The sequence below is a fragment of the Actinomadura scrupuli genome (assembly GCF_050971785.1).
In the GTDB taxonomy this organism is placed as follows: domain Bacteria; phylum Actinomycetota; class Actinomycetes; order Streptosporangiales; family Streptosporangiaceae; genus Actinomadura_E; species Actinomadura_E scrupuli.
The window spans coordinates 796,524-819,001 of the sequence record NZ_JBPCCU010000002.1 but is presented as its reverse complement, the minus strand read 5'-3'; the positions used below and the strand labels follow the sequence as shown (position 1 = coordinate 819,001).

Annotated in this window: 22 protein-coding genes and 1 tRNA gene; 10 read left to right on the top strand and 13 right to left on the bottom strand. The window is 70.9% G+C overall.

The window, feature by feature from the left end; all coding sequences use genetic code 11:
* The 8 genes from cysD to ACRYCC_RS11490 all read right to left on the bottom strand — a co-directional run bounded on the left by cysD (position 1) and on the right by ACRYCC_RS11490 (position 8,018).
* Positions 1-915 (bottom strand): sulfate adenylyltransferase subunit CysD, encoded by a 915-nt coding sequence (gene cysD, locus ACRYCC_RS11525; protein ID WP_433811091.1) that lies wholly within the window; start codon positions 913-915, stop codon positions 1-3.
* Positions 916-963: 48 nt separating this feature from the next.
* The gene (locus ACRYCC_RS11520; RefSeq protein ID WP_433811089.1) at positions 964-1,770 is read right to left on the bottom strand and encodes a 3'(2'),5'-bisphosphate nucleotidase CysQ; all 807 of its coding nucleotides are present in this window, start codon (positions 1,768-1,770) and stop codon (positions 964-966) included.
* 29 nt (positions 1,771-1,799) lie between these two features.
* Complete coding sequence (locus ACRYCC_RS11515; protein WP_433811087.1) at positions 1,800-3,260, bottom strand: sugar transferase; 1,461 nt, start codon at positions 3,258-3,260, stop codon at positions 1,800-1,802.
* 340 nt (positions 3,261-3,600) lie between these two features.
* Positions 3,601-4,185, bottom strand: coding sequence for an aminoacyl-tRNA hydrolase (gene pth, locus ACRYCC_RS11510; RefSeq protein ID WP_433811086.1), 585 nt, complete (start codon positions 4,183-4,185; stop codon positions 3,601-3,603).
* Positions 4,186-4,342: 157 nt separating this feature from the next.
* A complete protein-coding gene (locus ACRYCC_RS11505) occupies positions 4,343-4,969 on the bottom strand; it encodes a 50S ribosomal protein L25/general stress protein Ctc (RefSeq protein WP_433811084.1) in 627 nt (208 codons plus the stop codon).
* Between the two features lie 281 nt (positions 4,970-5,250).
* The gene (locus tag ACRYCC_RS11500; RefSeq protein WP_433811082.1) at positions 5,251-6,228 is read right to left on the bottom strand and encodes a ribose-phosphate diphosphokinase; all 978 of its coding nucleotides are present in this window, start codon (positions 6,226-6,228) and stop codon (positions 5,251-5,253) included.
* A 28-nt stretch (positions 6,229-6,256) separates the two neighbouring features.
* The gene (glmU, locus tag ACRYCC_RS11495) at positions 6,257-7,747 is read right to left on the bottom strand and encodes a bifunctional UDP-N-acetylglucosamine diphosphorylase/glucosamine-1-phosphate N-acetyltransferase GlmU (RefSeq protein ID WP_433811080.1); all 1,491 of its coding nucleotides are present in this window, start codon (positions 7,745-7,747) and stop codon (positions 6,257-6,259) included.
* A gap of 196 nt (positions 7,748-7,943) precedes the next feature.
* Positions 7,944-8,018, bottom strand: a tRNA-Gln gene (locus ACRYCC_RS11490).
* A 333-nt stretch (positions 8,019-8,351) separates the two neighbouring features.
* On the opposite strand from ACRYCC_RS11490, the gene ACRYCC_RS11485 reads away from it, so the two are divergent.
* The 4 genes from ACRYCC_RS11485 to ACRYCC_RS11470 all read left to right on the top strand — a co-directional run bounded on the left by ACRYCC_RS11485 (position 8,352) and on the right by ACRYCC_RS11470 (position 11,006).
* Complete coding sequence (locus ACRYCC_RS11485) at positions 8,352-9,296, top strand: acyl-CoA desaturase (protein WP_433811078.1); 945 nt, start codon at positions 8,352-8,354, stop codon at positions 9,294-9,296.
* Between the two features lie 17 nt (positions 9,297-9,313).
* Positions 9,314-10,108 carry a TetR/AcrR family transcriptional regulator gene (locus tag ACRYCC_RS11480; protein ID WP_433811077.1) on the top strand — a complete coding sequence of 265 codons (795 nt, stop codon included), beginning with the start codon at positions 9,314-9,316 and terminating at the stop codon, positions 10,106-10,108.
* Between the two features lie 62 nt (positions 10,109-10,170).
* The gene (locus tag ACRYCC_RS11475; RefSeq protein WP_433811075.1) at positions 10,171-10,629 is read left to right on the top strand and encodes a hypothetical protein; all 459 of its coding nucleotides are present in this window, start codon (positions 10,171-10,173) and stop codon (positions 10,627-10,629) included.
* Positions 10,626-11,006 carry a hypothetical protein gene (locus ACRYCC_RS11470; protein WP_433811073.1) on the top strand — a complete coding sequence of 127 codons (381 nt, stop codon included), beginning with the start codon at positions 10,626-10,628 and terminating at the stop codon, positions 11,004-11,006. The genes ACRYCC_RS11475 and ACRYCC_RS11470 overlap by 4 nt, the downstream gene beginning before the upstream one ends.
* 84 nt (positions 11,007-11,090) lie before the next feature.
* On the opposite strand, the gene ACRYCC_RS11465 is transcribed toward ACRYCC_RS11470, so the two are convergent.
* Together ACRYCC_RS11465 and ACRYCC_RS11460 are read right to left on the bottom strand one after the other, a co-directional pair.
* A complete protein-coding gene (locus ACRYCC_RS11465; protein ID WP_433811072.1) occupies positions 11,091-11,456 on the bottom strand; it encodes a VOC family protein in 366 nt (121 codons plus the stop codon).
* A gap of 246 nt (positions 11,457-11,702) precedes the next feature.
* On the bottom strand, positions 11,703-12,551 hold the full coding sequence (locus ACRYCC_RS11460) for a trans-aconitate 2-methyltransferase (protein WP_433811070.1): 849 nt from the start codon (positions 12,549-12,551) through the stop codon (positions 11,703-11,705).
* Positions 12,552-12,608: 57 nt separating this feature from the next.
* Here ACRYCC_RS11460 and ACRYCC_RS11455 point away from each other — a divergent pair, with 57 nt between their 5' ends.
* The gene (locus ACRYCC_RS11455; protein ID WP_433811068.1) at positions 12,609-13,145 is read left to right on the top strand and encodes a MarR family winged helix-turn-helix transcriptional regulator; all 537 of its coding nucleotides are present in this window, start codon (positions 12,609-12,611) and stop codon (positions 13,143-13,145) included.
* Between the two features lie 91 nt (positions 13,146-13,236).
* On the opposite strand, the gene ACRYCC_RS11450 is transcribed toward ACRYCC_RS11455, so the two are convergent.
* From ACRYCC_RS11450 to rsmA, 3 genes are all read right to left on the bottom strand, one after another.
* Positions 13,237-15,012 carry an ABC-F family ATP-binding cassette domain-containing protein gene (locus ACRYCC_RS11450; protein WP_433811066.1) on the bottom strand — a complete coding sequence of 592 codons (1,776 nt, stop codon included), beginning with the start codon at positions 15,010-15,012 and terminating at the stop codon, positions 13,237-13,239.
* Between the two features lie 13 nt (positions 15,013-15,025).
* Positions 15,026-15,928 carry a 4-(cytidine 5'-diphospho)-2-C-methyl-D-erythritol kinase gene (locus tag ACRYCC_RS11445; protein ID WP_433812149.1) on the bottom strand — a complete coding sequence of 301 codons (903 nt, stop codon included), beginning with the start codon at positions 15,926-15,928 and terminating at the stop codon, positions 15,026-15,028.
* A gap of 130 nt (positions 15,929-16,058) precedes the next feature.
* The gene (rsmA, locus tag ACRYCC_RS11440; RefSeq protein ID WP_433812148.1) at positions 16,059-16,871 is read right to left on the bottom strand and encodes a 16S rRNA (adenine(1518)-N(6)/adenine(1519)-N(6))-dimethyltransferase RsmA; all 813 of its coding nucleotides are present in this window, start codon (positions 16,869-16,871) and stop codon (positions 16,059-16,061) included.
* A 220-nt stretch (positions 16,872-17,091) separates the two neighbouring features.
* On the opposite strand from rsmA, the gene ACRYCC_RS11435 reads away from it, so the two are divergent.
* The 5 genes from ACRYCC_RS11435 (at position 17,092) to ACRYCC_RS11415 (ending at position 22,295) form a co-directional block, all read left to right on the top strand.
* Positions 17,092-17,523: an FAD synthase family protein gene (locus ACRYCC_RS11435; RefSeq protein ID WP_433811064.1), complete on the top strand. Its 432-nt coding sequence runs from the start codon at positions 17,092-17,094 to the stop codon at positions 17,521-17,523.
* On the top strand, positions 17,520-18,329 hold the full coding sequence (locus ACRYCC_RS11430; RefSeq protein WP_433811062.1) for a CDP-alcohol phosphatidyltransferase family protein: 810 nt from the start codon (positions 17,520-17,522) through the stop codon (positions 18,327-18,329). Before ACRYCC_RS11435 ends, ACRYCC_RS11430 begins: the two co-directional genes overlap by 4 nt.
* A 4-nt stretch (positions 18,330-18,333) precedes the next feature.
* Positions 18,334-18,804 (top strand): FAD synthase family protein, encoded by a 471-nt coding sequence (locus ACRYCC_RS11425; RefSeq protein ID WP_433811061.1) that lies wholly within the window; start codon positions 18,334-18,336, stop codon positions 18,802-18,804.
* 73 nt (positions 18,805-18,877) lie between these two features.
* A complete protein-coding gene (locus tag ACRYCC_RS11420) occupies positions 18,878-19,462 on the top strand; it encodes a hypothetical protein (protein ID WP_433811059.1) in 585 nt (194 codons plus the stop codon).
* 154 nt (positions 19,463-19,616) lie between these two features.
* Positions 19,617-22,295: a right-handed parallel beta-helix repeat-containing protein gene (locus tag ACRYCC_RS11415; RefSeq protein ID WP_433811057.1), complete on the top strand. Its 2,679-nt coding sequence runs from the start codon at positions 19,617-19,619 to the stop codon at positions 22,293-22,295.
* Positions 22,296-22,478: the final 183 nt, after the last annotated feature.

The following is a 22,478-nucleotide window of genomic DNA, read 5'->3' as shown; positions in this document are numbered from 1 at the left end:
CTAGAAATACCCTTCCTTCTTACGGTCTTCCATCGCCGCCTCGCTGGCCCGGTCGTCGGCGCGGGTCTGTCCCCGCTCGGTGACCCGGGTGGCCTTGATCTCGTCGATGACCTCGGAGAGGGTCGCCGCGGACGACTTGACGGCACCGGTCACCGTCAGGTCCCCGACCGTCCGGTAGCGCACGGTCGCCTCGAAGACCGGCTCGCCCTCGTCGCGCTTGGCGTAGGGACTGTCGGCGAGCAGCATGCCGTCGCGCTCGAAGACCATCCGGGTGTGCGCGAAGTAGATGGACGGGATCTCCACCTGCTCCCGGTCGATGTACTCCCAGATGTCCAGCTCGGTCCAGTTGGACAGCGGGAACACCCGGACGTGCTCGCCGCGCCGGATCTTGGTGTTGTAGAGGTTCCACAGCTCGGGCCGCTGGTTCTTGGGGTCCCACTGGCCGAAGTCGTCCCGGACCGAGACCACCCGCTCCTTGGAGCGGGCCTTCTCCTCGTCCCGGCGGGCTCCGCCGAACGCCGCGGTGAACTCGTGCTCCTCGATGGCGTCCAGCAGCGCCGTGGTCTGCAGCCGGTTACGGCTGGCCCGCTTGCCGGTCTCCTCGACGACCCGGCCGGCGTCGATCGAGTCCTGGACGCTCGCGACCACCAGCCGCAGCCCCAGCTCCGCGACCCGGCGGTCGCGGTACTCGATGACCTCCGGGAAGTTGTGCCCGGTGTCGACGTGCATCACCGGGAACGGGATCCGCGCCGGCCAGAACGCCTTCTGCGCGAGACGGAGCATGACGATGCTGTCCTTGCCTCCGGAGAAGAGCAGGACGGGACGCTCGAACTCGGCGGCGATCTCACGCATGATGTGGATCGACTCGGCCTCGAGGACGTCGAGCTGTGACAGCAGGTAGTCGCTGCGCTGCATGATCAGAACTTCTCTCCGCGTGGTCGGCCGTGGTCGGTCGTGGTTGGACTAACCCGGCAGGGCGTCGCTTACTTCCCGGATACCGGCGAGCAGCACTGGCGCCAGCGAGGGGTGGCAGACCAGGATATCGGGGAGTTTGGTGTCCTTCTGGTTGTACGCGAGCTCCGTGCCGTCGACACGGGAGGCGTGCGCTCCCGCGGCCAGCGCGACGGCGGCCGGTGCGGCCGAGTCCCATTCGTACTGGCCACCGGCGTGCACGTACGCGTCGACCTCGCCGAGCAGCACCGCGGAGATCTTCGCGCCGGCCGATCCGATGGGGACCAGCTCGACCTCCGCCGGCAGCCGCTCGGCCATCCGCTGCACGAAGACCGGCGGCCGGGTGCGGCTGACCGCGATGCGGATCCTACCCGGCCGGGGCGGCTGAACGGTGAGCGGAAGGTCTCCGGCCCTGGCGCCGGCCGCCGCCGTGCTCAGTGTGACCTCCCGGGCGGGCAGCGCCACCGCACCGGCGCTGAGACCGCCGCCGGGGCCCGTCGCGTCCCGCCGCCACAGGGCGACGTGGACGGCCCAGTCCGGCCGTCCCTCCTCGCCGAACTCGCGGGTCCCGTCGAGCGGGTCGACGATCCACACCCGGTCCGCGTCGAGCCTGGCGAGGTCGTCCGCACCCTCCTCGCTGAGGACGGCGTCCCCGGGGCGCGCCCGGCCGAGCGCCGCCATCAGGAAGTCGTGTGATCCACGGTCGCCGGCGTCCCGGACATCGGGGCCGCCCTCGGCCCGGATCCGCAGCAGCAGCCGCCCCGCCTCGGTCGCCAGCCGTGCCGCGACCTCATGGTCGTCCCCCGAGTACTCCTGCATCCACTTCCCTTTGCGTCAGTACGCTCGTGTCAGTACGCGCCTGACCCGCGCACCACCGCGGAGCACGTCTTCCACAGGATGAGCAGATCGAGCGCCAGAGACCAGTTCTCCACATAGCGCAGGTCGAGGCGGACGGATTCCTCCCAGGTCAGATCCGAGCGTCCGTTCACCTGCCACAGACCCGTCAGACCCGGGCGGACCACCAGCCGGCGCCGCACGTCATCACCGTACTGTGCCACCTCCTCCGCCAGGGGCGGCCGGGGCCCGACCATCGACATGTCGCCGCGCAGCACGTTGATGAGCTGGGGCAGCTCGTCGAGCGAATACCGGCGCAGGACGCCCCCCACCCGCGTGATGCGGGGATCCTTCTTGATCTTGAACAGTACGCCGTCGTGCTCGTTCCGCTCGGCCAGCCCGACCTTGAGCGCCTCGGCCTCCTGCACCATGGTGCGGAACTTCAGGACGGTGAACTCCTTGCCGTCCTTGCCGACCCGGGTCTGCCGGAACAGTGCCGGACCGGCGCTGGTGACCCGGATCGCCAGGGCTATCACGGCGAGCAGCGGCGCCAGCAGCACGAGGGCGAACGTGGCGCCGATCTTGTCGAACAGGCTCTTGACGAGCTGGCGGCCGCCGGTCAGCTCGGGATGGTCCACGTGCAGCAGGGGCAGGCCGGCGACCGGCCGGACCGAGATGCGCGGCCCCGCCACGTCCATCAGCGCCGGCGCCACCACGAGCTCGATGTCGTCCTGCTCGATCTGCCAAGCCAGCCGGCGCAGCGCGGTGCCGTCCATCTCGGGGCACGCCAGCACCGCGACCGAGTCGGCGCCGATGGCATGGACCACCTGAGCGATCTCCTTGAAGTCGCCGTGCACGCGGACGCCCTCGACGAAGTGCTCGCCGTTGGGCGGCCGCTCCGGCAGGCAGACCGCCACCACGGCCATCCCGTGGTAGCGCTTCTGGCGCAGCAGCCTGATCAGGTCGCTGATGGCCGCGCGATGGCCGACGGCCACGACCCGGCGCATGCAGGCGCCCTGCCACCGCTGCCGATGCAGGCGCTTGCGCAGCCAGTAGCGGCCGACGAGGTCGAGGAAGGTCGCCAGCGGCAGCGCCATCACCACATAGCCGCGGGCCACCTCAACCTTGGTGGCGTAGGCGACGATCGCGACCGTCGCGGTCAGCGCGAACCCGGCGTTCAGGACCCGGCGGAACTCCTCCCAGCCCACTCCGAACAGCCGCGGCTCGTAGGCGCGGGACAACGTCAGCGACAGGATCCACAGGAACGGCAGCGCAACGCTGAGCGCGACGTACGGGTAGGTCTCGGGGACGCCCGAAAACCGCAGCAGGAACGCCAGCAGGCTGGCGGCGCACACGCTCAGGAAGTCGATGGCCCGCGCGTTCCGCTCATACCGGGTCAGCCAGGCGGTCGCCCCCTCCAGCTGGGCCGCCGACCGGGCGGAGACCCGTGCCTGCACTCCGTTGACGATCGTCATGCACGCCTCACCACCGTCGGACACAGTTCCGTCCAGGACGCGGACTCCCGGACGACACCCGCACGACAGCTATTGTTCACGTGTCTCTCAAGTCCCAATCGACGTGCATCTTACTTTCACGTTACCGAACACCAACCTCCATCCCGGCTCAATTAGGTCACTTTCGACCTGACTCTGCCCGGTCGTCCGAAGGCCGTCACCGCTGGTGATCGGCCGTTCCCGGCCCGTCCCGGCGGCCGGCCCGGCGGGCCGGGCACCGGGGTTCAGGGATGTCCGGATCGGGTCTCCACCTCGACGGTCGCGCCGGTGTGACCGACCTCATAGGGGGGCGGGCGGTCGCCTAGGAGCCGTGGATCGCGTTCTGGGAGGCTTCGAGGCCCTGCGCCACGAGCATCTCCACCGCGTCGGCGCCGCGCTCCAGCTCGAGCGGCAGCTCCTTGCGCTCCGCGGCGGAGAAGTCACGCAGCACGAAGGCGGCGGCGTCCATCCGGCCGGGCGGCCTGCCCACTCCGAAGCGGACCCGGAGGTACTCCTTGTCCCCGAGGGAGCGGGTGATGGAGCGCAGCCCGTTGTGACCGTTGTCCCCGCCGCCGCGCTTCAGCCGTACGGCGCCGTACGGGATGTCGAGTTCGTCGTGCACGACGATGAGGCGCTCGACGGGCACCTTGAAGAAGTCGCGCAGTCCGGCGACCGGGCCGCCCGACTCGTTCATGAAGGTGCGGGGCTTGGCCAGCACGACCCGGGTGCCGCCGGGGCCGCCCAGGCGGCCTTCGACCACGTCCGCCCGCGCCCGGTGGCTCTTGAAACGTCCGCCGATCCGCCCGGCGAGCACATCGAGGATCATGAAACCGGCGTTGTGCCGGTTTCCGGCGTAGTCCGGGCCGGGATTGCCCAGACCGACGATCAGCCACAGATCGGTGTTCATCAGCTCGCTCCGCTCGACGGCCCGCGGGCACCGGCACGGGCCGCCGCGAGATGCGGTGGGGTGCGGTGAGCCGCGGTGGAGGCCCGGTGCCCGACATGCCTCCGGCCCTCGCACGGTTCGCACCGTGACAAGGGCCGGAGACCACGACCAGGCAGTGTTACTCGGCGGAGGCTTCCTCGGCCGAGGGCTCCTCGGCGGCGGCCTCGGCGCCTTCGCCGGCGATCTCGGCCTCGGCCTGCTCGGCGGTCTTCTCGGCCACGATCTGCAGGACGAGCGCGTCCTCGTCGACGGCGAGGGTGACCCCGCGCGGCAGCTCGACGTCCTTGGCGTAGATCACTGCGCCGACGTCCAGGCCGTCCACGTTGATCTCGACCGACTGCGGGATGTGGGTGGCCTCGGCCTCGACCGCGATCTGGACCAGCTGCTGGTCCAGCCGGTTGCCCGAGACGATCTCACCGGTCAGCTGCACCGGGATCTCGACGGCGACCTTCTCACCGCGCTTCACCAGCAGCAGGTCGACGTGCTCGAGGAAACCCTTGATCGGGTCCCGCTGCACGTCCTTCGGCAGCGCGAGCTCGTCGGCACCGCTGAGGCCCTGAACGCGAAGCAGCACGTTCGAGGTCTTCAGGGCGAGCATGAGCTCGTGCCCGGGCAGTGAGATGTGCTGTGGGTCGGTGCCGTGACCATAGAGGACGGCGGGCACCCTACCGGCCCGGCGGGTGCGCCGGGCGGCACCCTTACCGAACTCAGTGCGCGGCTCGGCGGCGATGCGTACCTCGGACACGACGAAAACTCCTCGTTGTTGCGATCCCCGGCCACCCGTGAGGGCGTCCGCCGAGGACCAAGCTTGCTGGCGCGAATCGATACTCGATGCAGAGTGCTTCGAAGACCATTGCGTTCCCCGCGGCGTACGGCCCGTCTGGGGAGCCGTACTGCACTCGCTGGGGCGCACGCAGTCATAGGAGTCTAGCCGATCCCCGTCCCTTAGACCGCATCGCCCCGGCAATCAAGGACCTTCTGGCGAACACCTTCGGAGCGGCGGGGGCGGGCTCACCGGCGACGCCGTCAGTACTGGCTCTCGAAGAGGCTGGTCACCGAGCCGTCACTGAAGACCTCGTTGATCGCCCTGGCGATGAGCGGCGCGATCGACAGCACGGTGAGCTTGTCGAACTGCTTGTCGTCCGGGATCGGCAGCGTGTTGGTGAGCACCACCTCGGAGATCCGCGAGTTCTTCAGCCTGTCCACCGCGGAGCCCGACAGGACACCGTGGGTGGCGGCCACCACGACCCGCGCGGCGCCCTGGTCGAACAGCGCGTCGGCGGCCTTCACGATCGTGCCACCGGTGTCGATCATGTCGTCGACGACGACGCAGGTACGGCCCTTGACCTCACCGACCACCTCGAAGACCTTGACCTCGTTGGCCACCTCGGGGTCGCGCCGCTTGTGAATGATCGCGAGCGGGCAGCCCAGCCGGTCGGTCCAGCGCTCCGCCACCCGGACCCGCCCGGCGTCCGGGGCCACCACCGTCACCTGGGAGGTGTCCAGGCTGCGCTCGACGTGGTCGGCCAGCAGGTCGAGCGCGAAGAGGTGGTCGACGGGCCCGTCGAAGAAGCCCTGGATCTGCGCGGTGTGCAGGTCCACGGTGATCAGCCGGTCCGCGCCCGCCGTCTTGAACAGGTCGGCCATCAGCCGGGCCGAGATGGGCTCCCGCCCACGGTGCTTCTTGTCCTGCCGGGAGTAGCCGAAGAACGGGGCCACCACGGTGATCCGTTTGGCCGACGCACGCTTGAGCGCGTCGACCATGATCAGCTGCTCCATGATCCACTGGTTGATCGGAGCGGCATGGCTCTGGATCACGAAGGCGTCGCTGCCCCGTACCGACTCCATGAAGCGCACGAACGTCTCACCGTTGGCGAAATCGTAGGCCGCGGTGGGGGTCGGCTCGATCTCGAGATTGCTCGCCACCTCCTGAGCCAGCTCCGGGTACGCCCGGCCCGAGAAGAGCATCAGCTTCTTCTCACCGCTCACCTTGATAACGCTCACCTTTGTCGCTCCCCCTTGGTACGTGCGCTTACTCGCCGGATTGCGGGGCCTCCGCGCCCACACCGGTGTTCTCGTCCGGAGCCGTCACGGCGGCCGCCTCCCGGGCCCGGCGAGCGGCCTCGGCGGAGGGGGTTCCCGGGCGCTTGCGCTCCACCCAGCCCTCGACGTTGCGCTGCTGCCCGCGGGCCACGGCCATGGCCCCGGAGGGCACATCCTTGATGATCACCGAGCCGGCCGCGGTGTAGGCGCCGTCGCCCACCGTCACCGGCGCGACGATCATGTTGTCGCTGCCGACCTTGACGTGGTCACCGATCGTGCTCCGGTGCTTGTGCACGCCGTCGTAGTTGACGAACACGCAGGCCGCCCCGATGTTCGAGCCCTGGCCGATCTCGGCGTCCCCGACGTAGGTCAGGTGCGGCACCTTGGAGCCCTCGCCGACCACCGCGTTCTTCATCTCCACGTACGTGCCCGCCTTGGCCCCCCGGGCCAGCCGGGTGCCGGGCCGGAGATAGGCGTACGGCCCGACCGACGCGTCGGCGCCGACCTCGGCCCCGATGCAGACGGCGTTGGTGACCACGGCCTCCGCGCCGACGACGGTGTCGGTCAGGGTGGTGTTGGGCCCGATCTCGGCGCCCTCGCGGACGGTGGTGGCGCCGTGCAGCTGGGTGTTGGGGTGCAGGACCACGTCCGGCTCCAGCGTCACCTGCACGTCCACCCAGGTCGTCTGCGGGTCGACGACGGTGACGCCGGCGCGCAGGTGGGCCTCGACGATGCGGTCGTTGAGCTGCCGGCGGGCCTGGGCGAGCTGGACCTTGTCGTTGACGCCCTGGGTCTCGATCCAGTCGGGGCTCTTGTAGGCCCCGGCGCGGTGGCCGTCGGCCCGCAGGATGGCCACGACGTCGGTGAGGTACTCCTCACCCTTGGCATTGTCGGTGGTCACCCGCTTGAGCGCGCTCTCCAGCAGCTCGCCGTCGAAGGCGTACATGCCGACGTTGATCTCGCTGATCGCGCGTTCGGCGTCGGTGGCGTCCTTGTGCTCGACGATCGAGGCGACGCTGCCGTCCGCCTGGCGGACGATCCGGCCGTAGCCGGTCGCGTCGGGGATGTCGGTGCTCAGGATGGTCGCCGCGTTACCCTCGGTCTCGTGGGTGCGGACCAGCTCCTCGAGCGTGGCGCCGGTCAGCAGGGGGTGATCGCCATTGGTGACGACGACGGTGCCGGTCAGCGTGCCGACCTGCTCCAGCACCATGCGGACCGCGTGACCCGTGCCCGCCTGCTGCTCCTGGACGACCGGTACGGCGTCCGGGGCGGTCCGCCGGAGATGGTCGATGACCTGGTCGCGCCGGTGACCGACGACCACGATCAGCTTTCCGGGCTGGAGGGCTCCGGCGGCGGCCAGCACATGGCCGACCATGCTGCGGCCGCAGAGCTCGTGGAGGATCTTGGAAGTACGGGACTTCATCCGCGTCCCCTCGCCGGCGGCAAGGACAACGACGGCAGCCGGACGGCTCGCGCTCACGGAGAGGCTCCTCGGCATCGCGGATTGGGACGGTCTGGCTCAGCATGGGCGCTGGACGCGGTGCGCACGTCCATGGGACGACCTGCGGCTTCACCGAAGCGGCAGGCCGTAACTCGCCCGACACCTGCAGGATACCGCCCGGCCCCGGGCCGGCGCCCCCGGCGCCGTACAGTGGAGGGGTACGGCACGTCTCGGGTGGCTCCGACGCCAGGGCTCGAACCTGGACTAAGGGCACCAAAAACCCTTGTGCTGCCGATTACACCACGTCGGAAGGGACCGGTCTCGGTCCATGGGAGCACCCGCCGGTCCCGGCCCACGATACCGGGGACTCACCATCCAGTTCGCGCCTATTTCCCGGTCCTCGCGAGTTTCCCGGCACCTCCGGCCCCACGCGTGTGAGTGACATCACGTGACGGGCCTCCGATAGCGGGGATGGATGCAGGAGAAGCGGCATCGACCGCGGACACCTGATCTGACCTGGGAAGGCAGCCCTTGCCGAGACGCCAGGTTCATCCCGATTTCCCGGGGCATACTCCTAAAGCTACGCAACCGTAGGTTACGGTTGCGTAGGTAAGGCGCCCCCAAAGAGAGAGCGAATCGCTTCATGGCCACAGTTCCTGTGATCGAGCCGGCACGCGCTCAGCCTCGACCTGACATCGACGCCAAGCCCAAGAGCGACTTCGAGCTCATCCTTCTGGTCGTCTTCATCGTCGTTCCGTTCCTGGCCGTCCTGGCGGCGGTCCCCCTCGCCTGGGGGTGGGGGCTGGGCTGGAGCGACATCGTCATCTTCGCCTTGTTCTATGTCGTCACCGCCGCCGGCATCACGGTGGGCTACCACCGCCACTTCACCCACGGATCGTTCAAGGCAAACCGGCCGCTGCGCATCTTCCTGGCGCTGACCGGCAGCATGGCCCTGGAGATGGGGGTGATCGACTGGGTGGCGACGCACCGCCGGCACCACAAGTTCTCCGACAAGCTCGGCGACCCGCACTCGCCGTGGCGGTTCGGCAGCGACTGGAAGGCCCTGACCAAGGGCTTCTTCTGGGCCCACATGGGCTGGCTGTTCGACCGGCACCGCACGTCATGGCAGAAGTACTGCCCCGACCTGGTCGCCGACAAGGACATCAAGACCATCTCGCGGCTGTTCCCGGTCATCGTGCTCGGCTCGCTGGGCGCCCCGGCCCTGCTCGGTGGCCTGCTGACCATGTCCTGGCAGGGCGCGCTCACCGGTTTCTTCTGGGGGTCGCTGGTCCGGATCTCCCTGCTGCACCACGTCACCTGGTCGATCAACTCGGTCTGCCACATGGTGGGCGACGAGGCGTTCGACTCGCGGGACAAGGCGCGCAACGTGTGGTGGCTGGCCATCCCGTCGCTCGGCGAGTCCTGGCACAACCTGCACCACGCCGATCCGACCTGCGCGCGGCACGGCGCCCTGCCGGGCCAGATCGACATCAGCGCCCGCATCATCTGGGCCTTCGAGAAACTCGGCTGGGCGACCGACGTCCGGTGGCCGAAAGCGGATCGCTTGGCGGCAAAGCGTCTGCGATGACCGCCATTATTGATCCTGTGAGCGAATCAGCAGCCCCCCGGTCACGCCGGAAACGCATGACCGGCACCGAACGACGCCAGCAGTTGCTCGACGTCGGCCGCACGCTCTTCGCCGAGCGCGGGTTCGACGGCACCTCGGTTGAGGAGATCGCGGCCAAGGCCGGTGTCTCCAAGCCTGTGGTCTACGAGCACTTCGGCGGCAAGGAGGGCCTGTACGCGGTCGTCGTGGACCGGGAGATGGAGCGGCTGCTCGCCCTGGTCACCCGGGCGCTGGCCGACGGGGTCCACTACCGCGAGAAGCTCGAACAGGCCGCACTGGCCCTGCTGCAGTACATCGAGGAGTGCAGCGACGGGTTCCGCATCCTGGTGCGGGACTCGCACGGCGCCTCCGGCACGGGCAGCTACGCCAGCCTGCTCAGCGAGATAGCCACCGAGGTCGAGCATATCCTGGGCCAGGAGTTCGACCGGCACGACTACGACGACAAGACCTCACCGATGTACGCGCAGATGCTCGTCGGTATGGTCGCCCTCACCGGGCAGTGGTGGCTCGACGTCCGCAAACCCCGTCGTGAAGAGGTGGCCGCGCACGTGGTGAACCTCGCCTGGAACGGGCTGTCGGGCCTGGAGCCCAAACCCTCCCTGGATCCGCGCCGCCGCCGCCGGGAGCAGGAGCGGCAGGCCAAGCGCATGGAGAAGGTGGCGGTCAAGCAGGGCAAGGCCGAAGAGCGGGCCGCGGCGCGGGCCGACAAGGCCGAGCGGCGGGTCCGGCGGATCGAGACCGACGACCCCGAGCCGGGCCCGGAGACCGACTGACCCGGAAAATGTCGGAGCCCCTCCTTACCCTTCGAACAAAAGTTCGAAGAGGAGGGTGAGTGATGGATGGTTTCACACGGCTCCCCGGCCCGATGCCCGCGTCCCCGCCCGGCCGGGCGGACCTCGGGCGCCGCGCCCGCGCACTCGGATCCGCCGGCCGCGCCGTCCCCGACGATCCGCTCGCGCGGCGGCTGCACTTAGCGGTCGCCGAGCTGGAGCGGCCGGGGCTGAGCGCGCTGGGCCCGCGGGCGTTCGCCGCGGCACTGGCCCCGCTGCACCTCGCGCTGTCGGCCCTGGAGCCGGCCTCGCTGGACGCCGCCTCGCCCGCCGAGCTGGTGCGGCTCATCCTGCGGATCGACGATGCCGGGGAGGTGCTGGAGACGCCCGATCTGCGCCCGGTCCCCACCGACCTGCTGGCCGGCCGGCTGCGCGAGCTCTACGCGACCGTCGTGCGGACCCGGGCCGCCTCCGGCCGGCTGCACCGGGCCTGGACGGCGACCGCCGGGGGGCCGGGCCGATGATCGCTCGTCATGAGGGCCGCACCGCCCATGACACTGCCGCCGACGACTGCGCGGAGGGGTTCCTCGGCGAGCTGGACGAGATCCTCTGGGTGCTCCAGGACATCCAGCGGGCCGAGGACAACCACTTCCGGCAGGCCACCCGCAAGACCGATCACATCGTCGAGCTCCGGCGCCTGCTGTACCGGCTGCACCGGGTCCTCACCGGCTGGGAGGAGGCCGCGGCCACCGAGGGCGGCGCACGCACCGACCCGGCGGCCGGGCCGGCGCCCGGGCCCGAGACCGAGCCGGACGCCGGGCCCGAAGCCTGGCCGGAGGCGGGGCCGGAGACCGGCGGCGAGGCCGGCGGGCGGCCCACGGGGGGCTCCGGCACGGGGTGAGTCAGCCCGGCCGCCCGGGCTTCCCTGCCGGGCGGCCGGGCTTCCAGGGTCCGGGTCCCGCTGACGACGGATCCCCGGGGGCCGTCAGCCGGCCGGCTCCAGGAACTCCAGCCGGTTGCCCACCGGGTCGTCGGTGTAGAAGCGCCGGTGGCCCGGGAAGAGGTCGTCGGCGCGGACCTGGTGACCCGCGTCCCGCAGGCGCGCGGCGAGCGCGTCCAGGCCGGCGACCAGGATGCCCGGGTGCGCCTTGCGCGCGGGCCGGAAGTCGGGCTCGATGCCCAGGTGGAGTTCGATCCCGGCGCCGCGGAACCACGCTCCCCCACGGGCCGCCAGCTCAGGCGGCTTGGGCACCTCGGTGAGGCCGAGGACCCCGGCGTAGAAGGCCCGCAGGATCTCCTCGCTGCCGGGCGGGGCTGCGAGCTGCACATGGTGGATTCCGATGACGGGCACGGGCGTGCTCCTCCTGCTCCGGGGTGAACGGGGTGGACCTGGCCGGGTGCACGGGTGTCGCTCCCGAGCGGAGACCGGCTGCGCGGTCCACGCTTTCGGGGAAGGCGGTCCTCGGTGCATGCTGCCGGGTGGCTGCCGTCCGCCGCGGGGCAGGGCACACCGCAGGGGAACGAAATACCCGCCGTCCCGCGGCGGACGGCAGCCACGTCTAGGTGACCCCCCGGGCGGGGCCGCGCCGCCGGCGGGTCACGAGCCCGTCCTGGCCACGACGAAGATCCGGCGGAACGGGAAGAGCGTGCCGTGCGCGCCGGGCGGATAGGCCTCGCGCAGCAGCCCGGCGTATTCGGCGAGGAACCGCGCGGTCCGCGGCGCCTCCTCCCCGCCGAGGGCCGCCAGCACCGGACGGAGGGCGGTGCCCTTGACCCATTCCAGCACCGCGTCCTCGCCTTGCAGCACCTGACAGTAGGTCGTCTCCCAGGCGTCCACCCGGCACCCCTGGGCGGCCAGCAGCCGGAGGTAACCGGCCGGCTCATCGACCGGATGCCACCGCAGCACGTCGGCCAGCCGGTCCCGCCAGCGCGGTGAGGTGCACAGCTCGCGCAACAGCGCATGGCTGGGCGCGTCCGCGTTGCCCGGCACCTGGAAGGCCAGCCAGCCGCCGGGGGTCAGGGCCCGGGTCCAGCGCGGCAGCAGTTCCCGGTGCTCGGGCACCCACTGCAGGGCGGCGTTGGAGACGATGACGTCGACCGGCCGGTCGGGCGCCCAGCCGGCGATGTCCCCGACGGCGAACTCCAGGCTCCCGGGGTGGCCCGCCGCCGATCTCCGCGCGGCATTGATCATCTCCGTCGAGCTGTCGATGCCGGTGATGGCCGCGCCGGGCCAGCGCCGGGCGAGGGTGGCGGTGAGCTCTCCGTGACCGCAGCCGAGGTCGACGACGCGGGACGGCGCCTGCGCGCCTATCCTGCCGACCAGCTCGAAGAACGGCCTGCTGCGCTCGTCGGCGAAGACCCAGTACTGCGCTGGGTCCCAGACGTCGTCGGCCAGAGGCGGCCCTGCCGGGTCCTCGGGCATCTCGGAGTCCATTTCTCTCGACATCAAGAGACATCGTGCCAACCCGGTATCTCGATGTCAAGACAGGTAGGGTGGGTGCCCATGGAGGACGAAGTGGACCGGCTGGTCGCGGCCTGGCGCGTGGAACGCCCGGATCTCGACGTGGAGCCGCTGCACGTCCTCAGCCGGGTCTCCCGGCTCGCCCGGCACCTCGACCGGGCCCGGCGGGCGGTCTTCACCGCCCACGAGATCGAGTCCTGGGAGTTCGACGTGCTCACCGCCCTGCGCCGGGCCGGCGAGCCCTACCAGCTGAGCCCCGGTCAGCTACTGCGCGCGACCCTGGTCACCTCGGGCACCATGACCAACCGCATCGACCGCCTGCAGGCCGCCGGGCTCGTCCAGCGCCACCCGGATCCGCAGGACAAGCGCGGCGTGCTCGTACGGCTGACCGCCGCGGGCAGGACCCGGGTCGACGCGGCGCTCACCGATCTCATCGACCGCGAGCACGAGCTTCTCGGCGCTCTCAGCGCCACCGAACGCAAGGATCTGACGGTGCTGCTGCGCAGCCTGCTGGTCCCCTTCGACGCCGACGCGAACGCGCGACCCTCCTCCTCCGCCCCGGCCACTCCCCCAGCGTGATCATGCAATCGTTCGTCGATTGATTGCATGATCACGGAGTGGGGACGTGGGTGATCAGGGGTGGGGCGCTGGGTGATCGGGGGTGGGGCGGCTAGCCGAGGGCGTCGGCGAGGGTGAGCCAGTCCTCTTCGACCTGCTCGCGTTCGGCCGCGACCGACTTGAGCTCCTCGTTGAAGGCCAGGAGCCTCTCGTAGTCGGTGGCGTGGGCGGCCAGCAGCTCGTGCAGCTCGGCCTCCCGGGCGGTCAGCTTCGCCAGCCGCCGCTCCAGCCGGTCGAGCTCCTTCTTGGCCTTCCAGTCCTGCCCGGTGGGGCGTGCGGCGGGCTTCGCGGCGGGTCTGGCCGCGGGAGCCGGCGCGGTGCCGCTCAGTCCCGTGCCGGCGTCGCCGGCGGCGCGGCGGGCCAGGTACTCCTCGACGCCGCCGGGCAGCATCCGCAGCCCGCCGTCGCCGAGCAGCCCGTAGACGTTGTCGGTGATCCGCTCGAGGAAGTAACGGTCGTGGCTGACCACCACCAGGGTGCCCGGCCAGCCGTCGAGCAGGTCCTCCAGCTCGGTCAGCGTCTCGATGTCGAGGTCGTTGGTCGGCTCGTCCAGCAGGAGGACGTTGGGCTCGGACATGAGCAGCCGGAGCAGCTGCAGCCTGCGCCGCTCGCCACCGGACAGGTCGCCGACCGGGGTCCACTGCGCGTCGCCGCGGAAGCCGAGCCGCTCCAGCAGCTGACCGGCGGTCCAGTCGCGCTTGCCGACGGTGATGCGGCGTTTGATCTCCTCGACCGACTCCAGCACCCGCCGGGCGGGGTCGAGCTCTTCCAGATCCTGGGACAGATGGGCGAGCTGTACGGTCTTGCCGCGCACGACCCGGCCGGACTCCGGCTTGATCACACCGTCGAGCAGCCGCAGCAGCGTGCTCTTCCCGCTGCCGTTGACGCCGACGACGCCGATCCGGTCCCCCGGCCCCAGCTGCCAGGTCAGCCGCTGGAAGATGGCGCGGTCACCGAGCCGTACGCTCACGTCCTCGAGGTCGTACACGGTCTTGCCGAGACGGGCGGTCGCGAAGCTGGTGAGCTCCACCTTGTCGCGCAGCGGCGGCACGTCGGCGATGAGGGCCTGGGCCGCGTCGACCCGGAACTTCGGCTTGGTGCTGCGGGCCTGCGGGCCGCGCCGCAGCCAGGCGAGCTCCTTGCGCAGCAGGTTCTGCCGCTTCTCCTCGGTGGAGGCGGCGATGCGGGCCCGCTCGGCCTTGGCCAGCACGTACGCCGAGTAGCCGCCCTCGTAGCGCTGGACCTGGCCGTCGACGACCTCCCAGGTGCGCTCGGTGGCCTCGTCGAGGAACCAGCGGTCGTGGGTGACGACGATCAGCGCGCTCTTGCGGGACTTCAGGTGGCCGGCCAGCCAGGCGATCGCCTCGAGGTCGAGGTGGTTGGTGGGCTCGTCGAGCACCAGCAGCTCGGTCTCGGGGACCAGCAGCCGGGACAGCGCCACCCGGCGCCGCTCGCCGCCCGACATCCCGGCGACAGGGGCGTCCAGATCCAGATCGGCCAGCAGCCCGGCGAGGATCTCGCGGATCCTGTTGTCGCCCGCCCACTCGTGTTCGGGCCGGTCGCCGAGGACGAGGCCGCGGACGGTGGCGCCGTCGGGGAACTCGTCCCGCTGGGCCAGCACGCCGATCCGCAGGCCGCGGGAATGGGTGACCCTGCCGTCGTCCGGCGGCACGTCCTTGGCGATGATCGAGATGAGCGTGCTCTTGCCGCCGCCGTTGAGGCCGACGACGCCGATCCGCTCGCCCTCCTCCACCCCGAGGGAGATGGCGTCGAGCAGCGGCGCGGGCCCGTAGGCCTTGCTGACGTTCTCGAGATTGATCAGATTCACGACGTCATCAAGGCTAGTGGCTCTCGATGATGGTGGCGCCGTGGACGGGGCCGTGCACATGGGAGACCGCCCGGACCACGTCGACGTCCGACAGGGCGGTCGCGAGGTCGACGGCGTCCTCCTCGGACTCGGCGAGGAACGCGCAGGTCGGCCCGGAGCCGGAGACCATGCCGCCGAGCGCCCCGAAGTTGCGTCCCGCGATGAGGACGCGGCGCAGCGACGGACGCAGGGCGATCGCGGCGGGCTGCAGATCGTTGCTCAGCGCGGCGCCGAGCGCGTACGCGTCGCCGGTCGCCAGCGCGGACATCAGGTCGTCGGAGGTCCGCGGCCGGCCGACCCCGTCCCGCCCGCCGCCGCGCATCCGGTCGCACTCGGCGTAGACGGCCGGGGTGGACAGCCCGCCGTCCGCGTAGGCGATGACCCAGTGGAAGCGCCCGCGGACCAGGGCCGGAGTCAGCCGCTCCCCCCTCCCGACGCCGACCGCGGTGCCGCCGACCAGCGCGAACGGCACGTCGCTGCCCAGGATCGCGGCCAGTTCCGTCAGGTCCTCGCGCGAGAAGCCGGCCTGCCACAGCTCGTTGCAGGCGACCAGGGCCGCGGCCGCGTCGGCGCTGCCGCCGGCCATGCCGCCGGCCACCGGGATCGACTTGCGGATCCGCAGGGTCACCGAGGGACGCGCCCCGATCCGCTCGGCCAGCAGCCGGGCCGCCCGGGCCGCCAGGTTGTCGCCGTCGGTGGGCACCCCCTCGATGGACTCGCCCTCGACCAGGACCTCCAGGCGCCCGGAGGGGGCGGCGGTCACCTCGTCGAACAGGGAGACGGCGTGGAAGACGTTGACGAGGTCGTGATAGCCGTCGTCGCGGCGGGGCCCCACCCCGAGCTGAAGGTTGACCTTCGCTGGCACCCGTACCGTCACACTGGTCACAGCCGGAGATCGTACGACCACGGCGCCGATGGTGCGTCCGCCGCCCCATACCGCCGCCGCCCGGGCACCGCGGCGGGCTCGGGGGGCCGGCCCGCCGGACGGGCCCCGTCATTCGTCGAGATCACATCGCCGGGCGGTGCTCGGCGACGCGCGCGAAGGCGGTCACGTCGATCGCCTCGCCCCGGGCCGAGGGATCGACGCCCGCGGCGCGCAACGCCTGCTCGGCCGCGGCCGGAGAGCCCGCCCAGCCGGCCAGGGCGGCGCGCAGCGTCTTGCGCCGCTGGGCGAAGGCCGCGTCGATGACCTTGAACACCTCGACCCGGGAGGCAGTGGTGACCGGCGGCTCCCGGCGGGTGAAGGCCACCAGGCCCGAGTCCACCTTGGGGGGCGGCCAGAACACCGACCGGCCGATCTGGCCCGCCCGCCGAGCCTGCGCGTACCAGGCCATCTTCACCGAGGGCACCCCATAGATCTTGCTTCCCGGCGGCGCGGTGAGCCGGTCGGCGACCTCGGCCTGCACCATCACCAGCCCGTGCCGCAGCGAGGGCAGCAGCGCCAGCAGGTGCAGCACGACGGGGACCGCCACGTTGTACGGCAGGTTCGCGACGAGCGCGGTGGGGTCGGGACCGGGGACGGAGGCGATCCGCAGCGCGTCGGCCCGCACGACCTCCAGCCGGTCCGCCAGCCCGGGGGCTCGCGCGGCGACCGTGCGGGGCAGCTCCTCGGCCAGTGGCGGGTCGATCTCGATCACGACGAGCCGCCGGACGGCCGGGAGCAGGGCGAGGGTGAGCGAGCCGAGGCCCGGGCCGACCTCGATGGCCACGTCACCGGGGTCCAGCTCGGCCGCCCGCACGATCCGCCGCACGATGTTGGCGTCGATCACGAAGTTCTGCCCGAGCGTCTTGGTCGGCCTGATACCCAGCCGGGCGGCCATCTCCCGTATTTCGGCCGGGCCGAGCAGCTCCGAAGTGTCCCCCACGGAGATCAGTGTCGCAGCTCAGCCGAACAGGTGCCCACCGCACCACCGACCGGAGGCTCGCGAAATGTCCGGCAGGTCTCCGCAAACGTGACATGAGCGAAATCAATGGCTGCTAGCTTAACCAGCGGCTTTATCACGAGGTGACCAAGCGACCAGAACAACGCAAGGGGAACGGGTGCACGGGGTGACGGGCTACACGTCGGGGCTTTTCGACCTGTTCCACGTGGGGCATCTGGAGGTCCTCCGGCGGGCCAGGAACTCCTGTGACCATCTGACGGTCGGGGTGCTGACCGACGAGCTGGCGGAGGAGCTCTCGGGGGTCAGGCCGTACGTACCGCTCATCGAGCGCCTCGAGCTCGTCCGTCACGTCCGGTACGTCGACCACGCCGTCCCGCTCACCGACGCGGACCCGCGGGCCGTGTGGGCCTCGCTCGCCTTCCAGACCGCCTTCGCCGGCCCGGACGCGCTGCCCGGCGCCGCCCGGCTCGAGGAGGCGCTCACCGGCACGGGCGTACGGGTCGTACGGTTGACCGACGTGCCCGGAACGACGAGCCCCGCCCTGCACACCGCACTCACCCGTACTCCGGCAAGGACGTCAGTAGCGTGACCGTTGAGACCGACACCACCCGCACCGCCCCGCGCGGGTTCGGCCAGGCGCTGCGGAGCCTGTCGTCCGCGCAGAAGACCGCCAAGGGGGCGCCCGCCTACTCCCGGTTCGTCAACCGGAAGCTGGGCCGGGTCCTCGCCGCGCTCGCCTACACGATGGGTCTCACGCCCAACCAGGTCACCGCGATCAGCGCGCTGTTCTCCTTCGCCGGCATCGCGTTGCTCGCGCTGGTGCCGCCGTCGCCGCTCACCGGCGTCGGGGTGAGCCTGGCGCTGATCCTCGGCTATGCCCTGGACTCCGCCGACGGGCAGCTCGCGCGGCTGCGCGGCGGGGGCTCGAAGTCGGGCGAGTGGCTGGACCACATCATCGACTGCGCCAAGATCTCCTTGCTGCACTCGGCCATGCTGATCGCCTGCTACCGCTTCTTCGACCTCGCGGAGCCGGCCTACCTGCTGGTCCCGATCGGCTTCTGCGTGGTCGCCGCGGTGATGTTCTTCGGGATGATCCTCAACGACCAGCTGCGCCGGGTGCATCAGGCGACCACCGGGGCCGGCCCGCAGGAACCCGCCAGGCCGTCCACGATCCGCTCGCTGATGGTGATGCCGACCGACTACGGGGTGCTGTGCCTGGCGTTCCTGCTGCTGGGGTCCCCGGAGCTGTTCTTCGTGCTGTACGTGCTACTGTTCGCCGGCAACCTGCTCTTCCTCGCCGCCGCCCTGGTCAAGTGGTTCCGGGACATGTCCGCGCTGGACACGCCCCCCGCGGCCCGGCGGCAGGAGCACGACCTCGTCCCGCAGCAGAGCTGAGGCGATGATCATGGGGGTCGTCGGTTACGTTCCGGGTGCGTACGACATGTTCCACATCGGGCACCTCAACATCCTCAAGCGCGCCAGGCGCGAATGCGACCACCTCATCGCCGGGGTGGTGACCGACGAGGTGCTCGTCCGGGCCAAGGGCAGGGCCGCCGTCGTTCCCCTGGCGGAACGGCTCGAGATCGTGCGCAGCATCAACGTCGTCGACGAGGCCGTCACCGATGTGTCGAGCGACAAGTTCGTGATGTGGCAGCAACTGAAGTTCGATGTGCTATTCAAAGGCGACGACTGGAAAGGCACCGAGAAAGGCGATCGGCTGGAGGCCGACCTCGGCGCGGTAGGAGTACGAGTCGTGTACTTTCCCTACACTGTGCACACTTCCAGCACGGCGTTGCGCCAGCTGATCAACGCGGGCGGAAGCGAGGCGTCGGCCCCCGCCGACGGCGCCCAGATCCTGCCGATGCGCTGAGCACCCCGGACGACGCGATCCGGTGCCCGCCGGGACCCGGATCGCCCCGAGACATGATCGAGGAGATGAAGGCATGGCACGTCGCATGGCCCGAGCCGGCCTGCTGACCCGCACCGCCGCGGCGGGCTGCGCTCTCGTGGTGGCCGTCGGCGGGTGCTCGGGGTCGAAGAAGAAGGCCGAGGCGACTCCTACTCCGCCCACCGGTGAGAGCACGATCGCCGCAGGCCAGGACACCACGACGGTGCCGGGCGCCAAGGGGCTGCGCACCTCGGTGGGCTTTCGCAAGAAGGTCACCTACAAGGACCGGGTCGTCGTCTCGATCGCCGCGATCAAGTCCGCCAAGGTCAAGGACATCGGACCTGGATCGATCAAGGGCCAGGTCATCACGATCTTCACGGTGCGCTTCGCCAACGCGACGGCACAGCCGCTGAACCTCGACCAGGTGAAGGTCAGCGCGGTGTACGGGCCGCGCAAGAGCCAGGCCGTCCGGACCTACTACGGCAACCTCAACGACTTCTACGGCACCGTCGCGGCGGGGCAGACCCGGTCGGCGTCCTACGCGTTCACGGTGCCCTCCTCGGGCTACAAGTCCGTCACCTTGCGCGTCCAGCTGGATGCCAAGCACCCCGTCACGTCGTTCACCGGATCGTTGCGCTAGGCCACCGGCCGCTCGTGCTCAAACGGCATGTTTGTCCGATCTAACAGCGAAATTACACGTTAATAGCGAAATTATCCGTTACAGGCCTGGCGAGCGAACATAGTGCGCGGCTACGTTCTTCGACCAACGTGCCTCCCTGCGTTAGGTCGAATTCATGCCCCGTTCGCTTCGGAACCGCCGCCTACGGCGCATCGTCGTCACCCGGGCCGCCGGGCTGGCCACGGTCCTGGCCGCGGCCGCCGTCGTCACCCCCACCGGGTCCGGGTATCAGCTCGTCAGCGACTCCGCCCGGGTCGTCACCGACACGATGACCCGTACCGTCGGCAGCGGGTGGGGGCGTGCGGATCTCGGCGGCGGCTACGACGTGAGCTCGGACAAGGCCACCTCGGTCAAGCCCGGCGCGGCCCGGCTCGACCTGGCCGATCCCGGCTCCTCCGTGGTGGCCATGCTCTCGGGCACCACCGGCACGGACGTCGAGAGCACGCTCACCGTCTCCGTGCCGCAGATCCCGATCACGGGCACCGGCGTGTACAGCGCCGTGATGGTGCGTGCCTCCGCTGCCAAGAACGCCTACCGGGCCCGGCTCCGGGTCCTGCCCGGCGGCGGGGTCCGCCTGTCGTTCTCCAGGGTCAACGCGGGCCAGGAGACCCTGTTCGGCGGCGAGACGGAACTGCCCACGCGGCTGCCGGAGGGGCAGCAGATGGTGCTGCAGACCCGCGTGACCGGTACGGCCCCGGTGACGCTGGCCAGCAAGGCATGGCTGGTCGGTGCCCCCGTGCCCGCCCAGTGGCAGCACACCGCCACCGACCAGAGCGACCAGCGGGTGACCTCCGCCGGAGCCCTCGGGGTCTGGACCTACCTCTCCCGCCAGGGCACCCCCGCCTCGGTGCTCGTCGGCGGCTTCACCGTCGACTCGGTGGCCGGGCAGCCGGCCACCGCGAACCCGGCCCCGGTGACCAGCCCCGCCGGCACTCCCACGGCGGGCCCCACGGCGAGTCCCACGGCGAGCCCCTCCGTGAGCTCCTCTGGAAGCTCCCCGGTGAGCCCCTCGCCCAGTGGCTCCGCCTCCCCCGGCACCGGGACGTCCCCGGCCGCACCGGGTACCCCGGCGGGCCCGGTACCCGGCTCGCCGTCCACCGACGGCAGCGGTGACCGCAAGTCGGCGAAGGCCGGTTCGGCCGCGGTCGGCTCCACCGCCTACGCGGTCCCGGCGAAGGCGATCGTGGTCGCTCCGGGCGGCAGCGACTCGGCGGCCGGCACGGTGGCCGAACCGCTGCGGACCGTCGCCCAGGCCATCGGCAAGGCCCCGGCCGGGGGCACCATCGTCCTGCGGGCGGGCACGTACCACGAGTCGGTGACGGTGCCTGCGACCAAGGCGCTGACCATCCAGTCGTACCCGCACGAGGCCGTCTGGTTCGACGGCAGTACCACCGTCGGTGGCTGGAAGTCCGACGGCGGCGACTGGTACCACGACAACTGGACGGCCCAGTTCGACGCCAGCCCCACCTACACCGCGGGAGGCTCCGTCAGCTCGGACTCGGCCTTCCAGTTCGTGGACCCGAAGTATCCGATGGCGGCCCATCCGGATGAGCTCTGGATCGGCGGAGCCCCGCAGCGCCAGGTCGGCTCCCGGGCCGAGGTGACCGGCGGGACGTTCTTCGCCGACTACGCCGCCCACCGCCTGTACGTCGGCTCGGACCCGTCCGGGCGGGAGGTACGGGCCACCGACCTGGCGGACGCGATCACCATCCGGGCCGGCGGGTCGGTGCTCCGCGGGATCGGCGTCCGGCGCTACGCCACCTCGCTGCCGAAGATGGCCACCGTCAAGATCGTGGCCGGCAACGTGACGGTGGAGAACGTCACCGTCATCGACAGCGCGACCACCGGGTTCAGCGCCCTGGCCAACCACATCACGCTCAAGCACGTCACCAGCCGCGGCAACGGCATGCTCGGCATCCACGCCAACTACGCCGACGACCTGCGGATGGAGTCGGTGCTCAGCGAGAACAACAACCTCGAGCACTTCAAGTCCGCCCCGGTGGCCGGCGGCATCAAGGTGACCCGCTCGCGGAGGGTCGACATCGTCAACAGCCGGCTGCACGCCAACCTCGGCACCGGCATCTGGATGGACGAGTCCGTCTACGACATCGAGCTCACCGGCAACGACATCGTCGACAACACCCACCACGGGATCTCGCTGGAGCTCTCCGCCAAGGCGCTGGTCGCGGACAACGTGATCACTGGTAGCAAGGACGACGGCATCCGCGTCAACGACACGGCCGGCGTCCAGATCTGGAACAACACGCTGAGCGGCAACATGCGCACGATCAACCTCGTGCAGGACGGCCGGCGTGCGTCCAACCTGTCCACGCCGGGTCACGATCCGCGCCAGAAGCTGCCCGACCCCACGATGACCTGGCTCGTCGGGCAGATCAAGGTGGGCAACAACATCCTCTCGCGCGTCCGGAGCGGGGCCACCTGCGTGCTGTGCGTCGAGGACTACTCGCACGAGCGCAGCGCCGCCCAGATGCAGATCGAGGCCGACGGCAACGTCTACGCGCGGCAGGACACGGGCACGCCCGCGTGGCTGATCGTCTGGTCCCGCGGTGCCGGCAACCCCGCCACCTACACCGGCATCGGCCCCTTCCGGTCCGGCACCGGGCAGGAGGCGCACGGGCTGGGCTTCGACAGCACCACGGCCGCGCGCACCGACGGGACCCTCGACGGCTCCCTCCAGGCCCAGGTGGCCGCCGCCGCGCGCCCGCTGCCCGACCTGATCGCCACGGCGCTGGGCCGTGCCGCCGGTGTCCGCCACATGGGCGCCTGGGGCTGAGCACCGCACCACCCCGCTACCGGCATCGCCATACAGGCGCCGTACGTCACGTAGGCGGCGTACGGTCGCTTTCCTCCTGGCAGTGCGCAGGACTCTCCTGGGGATCGGGAGGGTCCTGCGCCGTCCTCACCGGGCGCGGGATCGTGCCGCCGTGGCAGTGCGACCGCCCGGCCCCACCTCATG

Excerpts from the sequence above, each read along its gene's own strand:
- ACRYCC_RS11420 (WP_433811059.1), top strand. The coding sequence starts at position 18,878 with ATGGCACGTCGCATGGCCCGAGCCGGCCTGCTGACCCGCACCGCCGCG.
- cysD (WP_433811091.1), bottom strand. The coding sequence starts at position 915 with ATGCAGCGCAGCGACTACCTGCTGTCACAGCTCGACGTCCTCGAGGCC.
- pth (WP_433811086.1), bottom strand. The coding sequence starts at position 4,185 with ATGAACACCGATCTGTGGCTGATCGTCGGTCTGGGCAATCCCGGCCCG.
- rsmA (WP_433812148.1), bottom strand. The coding sequence starts at position 16,871 with ATGGCCGCCCGGCTGGGTATCAGGCCGACCAAGACGCTCGGGCAGAAC.
- ACRYCC_RS11455 (WP_433811068.1), top strand. The coding sequence starts at position 12,609 with ATGGAGGACGAAGTGGACCGGCTGGTCGCGGCCTGGCGCGTGGAACGC.
- ACRYCC_RS11515 (WP_433811087.1), bottom strand. The coding sequence starts at position 3,260 with ATGACGATCGTCAACGGAGTGCAGGCACGGGTCTCCGCCCGGTCGGCG.
- ACRYCC_RS11460 (WP_433811070.1), bottom strand. The coding sequence starts at position 12,551 with ATGTCGAGAGAAATGGACTCCGAGATGCCCGAGGACCCGGCAGGGCCG.
- ACRYCC_RS11520 (WP_433811089.1), bottom strand. The coding sequence starts at position 1,770 with ATGCAGGAGTACTCGGGGGACGACCATGAGGTCGCGGCACGGCTGGCG.
- ACRYCC_RS11415 (WP_433811057.1), top strand. The coding sequence starts at position 19,617 with ATGCCCCGTTCGCTTCGGAACCGCCGCCTACGGCGCATCGTCGTCACC.
- ACRYCC_RS11485 (WP_433811078.1), top strand. The coding sequence starts at position 8,352 with ATGGCCACAGTTCCTGTGATCGAGCCGGCACGCGCTCAGCCTCGACCT.
- ACRYCC_RS11425 (WP_433811061.1), top strand. The coding sequence starts at position 18,334 with ATGATCATGGGGGTCGTCGGTTACGTTCCGGGTGCGTACGACATGTTC.
- ACRYCC_RS11475 (WP_433811075.1), top strand. The coding sequence starts at position 10,171 with ATGGATGGTTTCACACGGCTCCCCGGCCCGATGCCCGCGTCCCCGCCC.
- ACRYCC_RS11470 (WP_433811073.1), top strand. The coding sequence starts at position 10,626 with ATGATCGCTCGTCATGAGGGCCGCACCGCCCATGACACTGCCGCCGAC.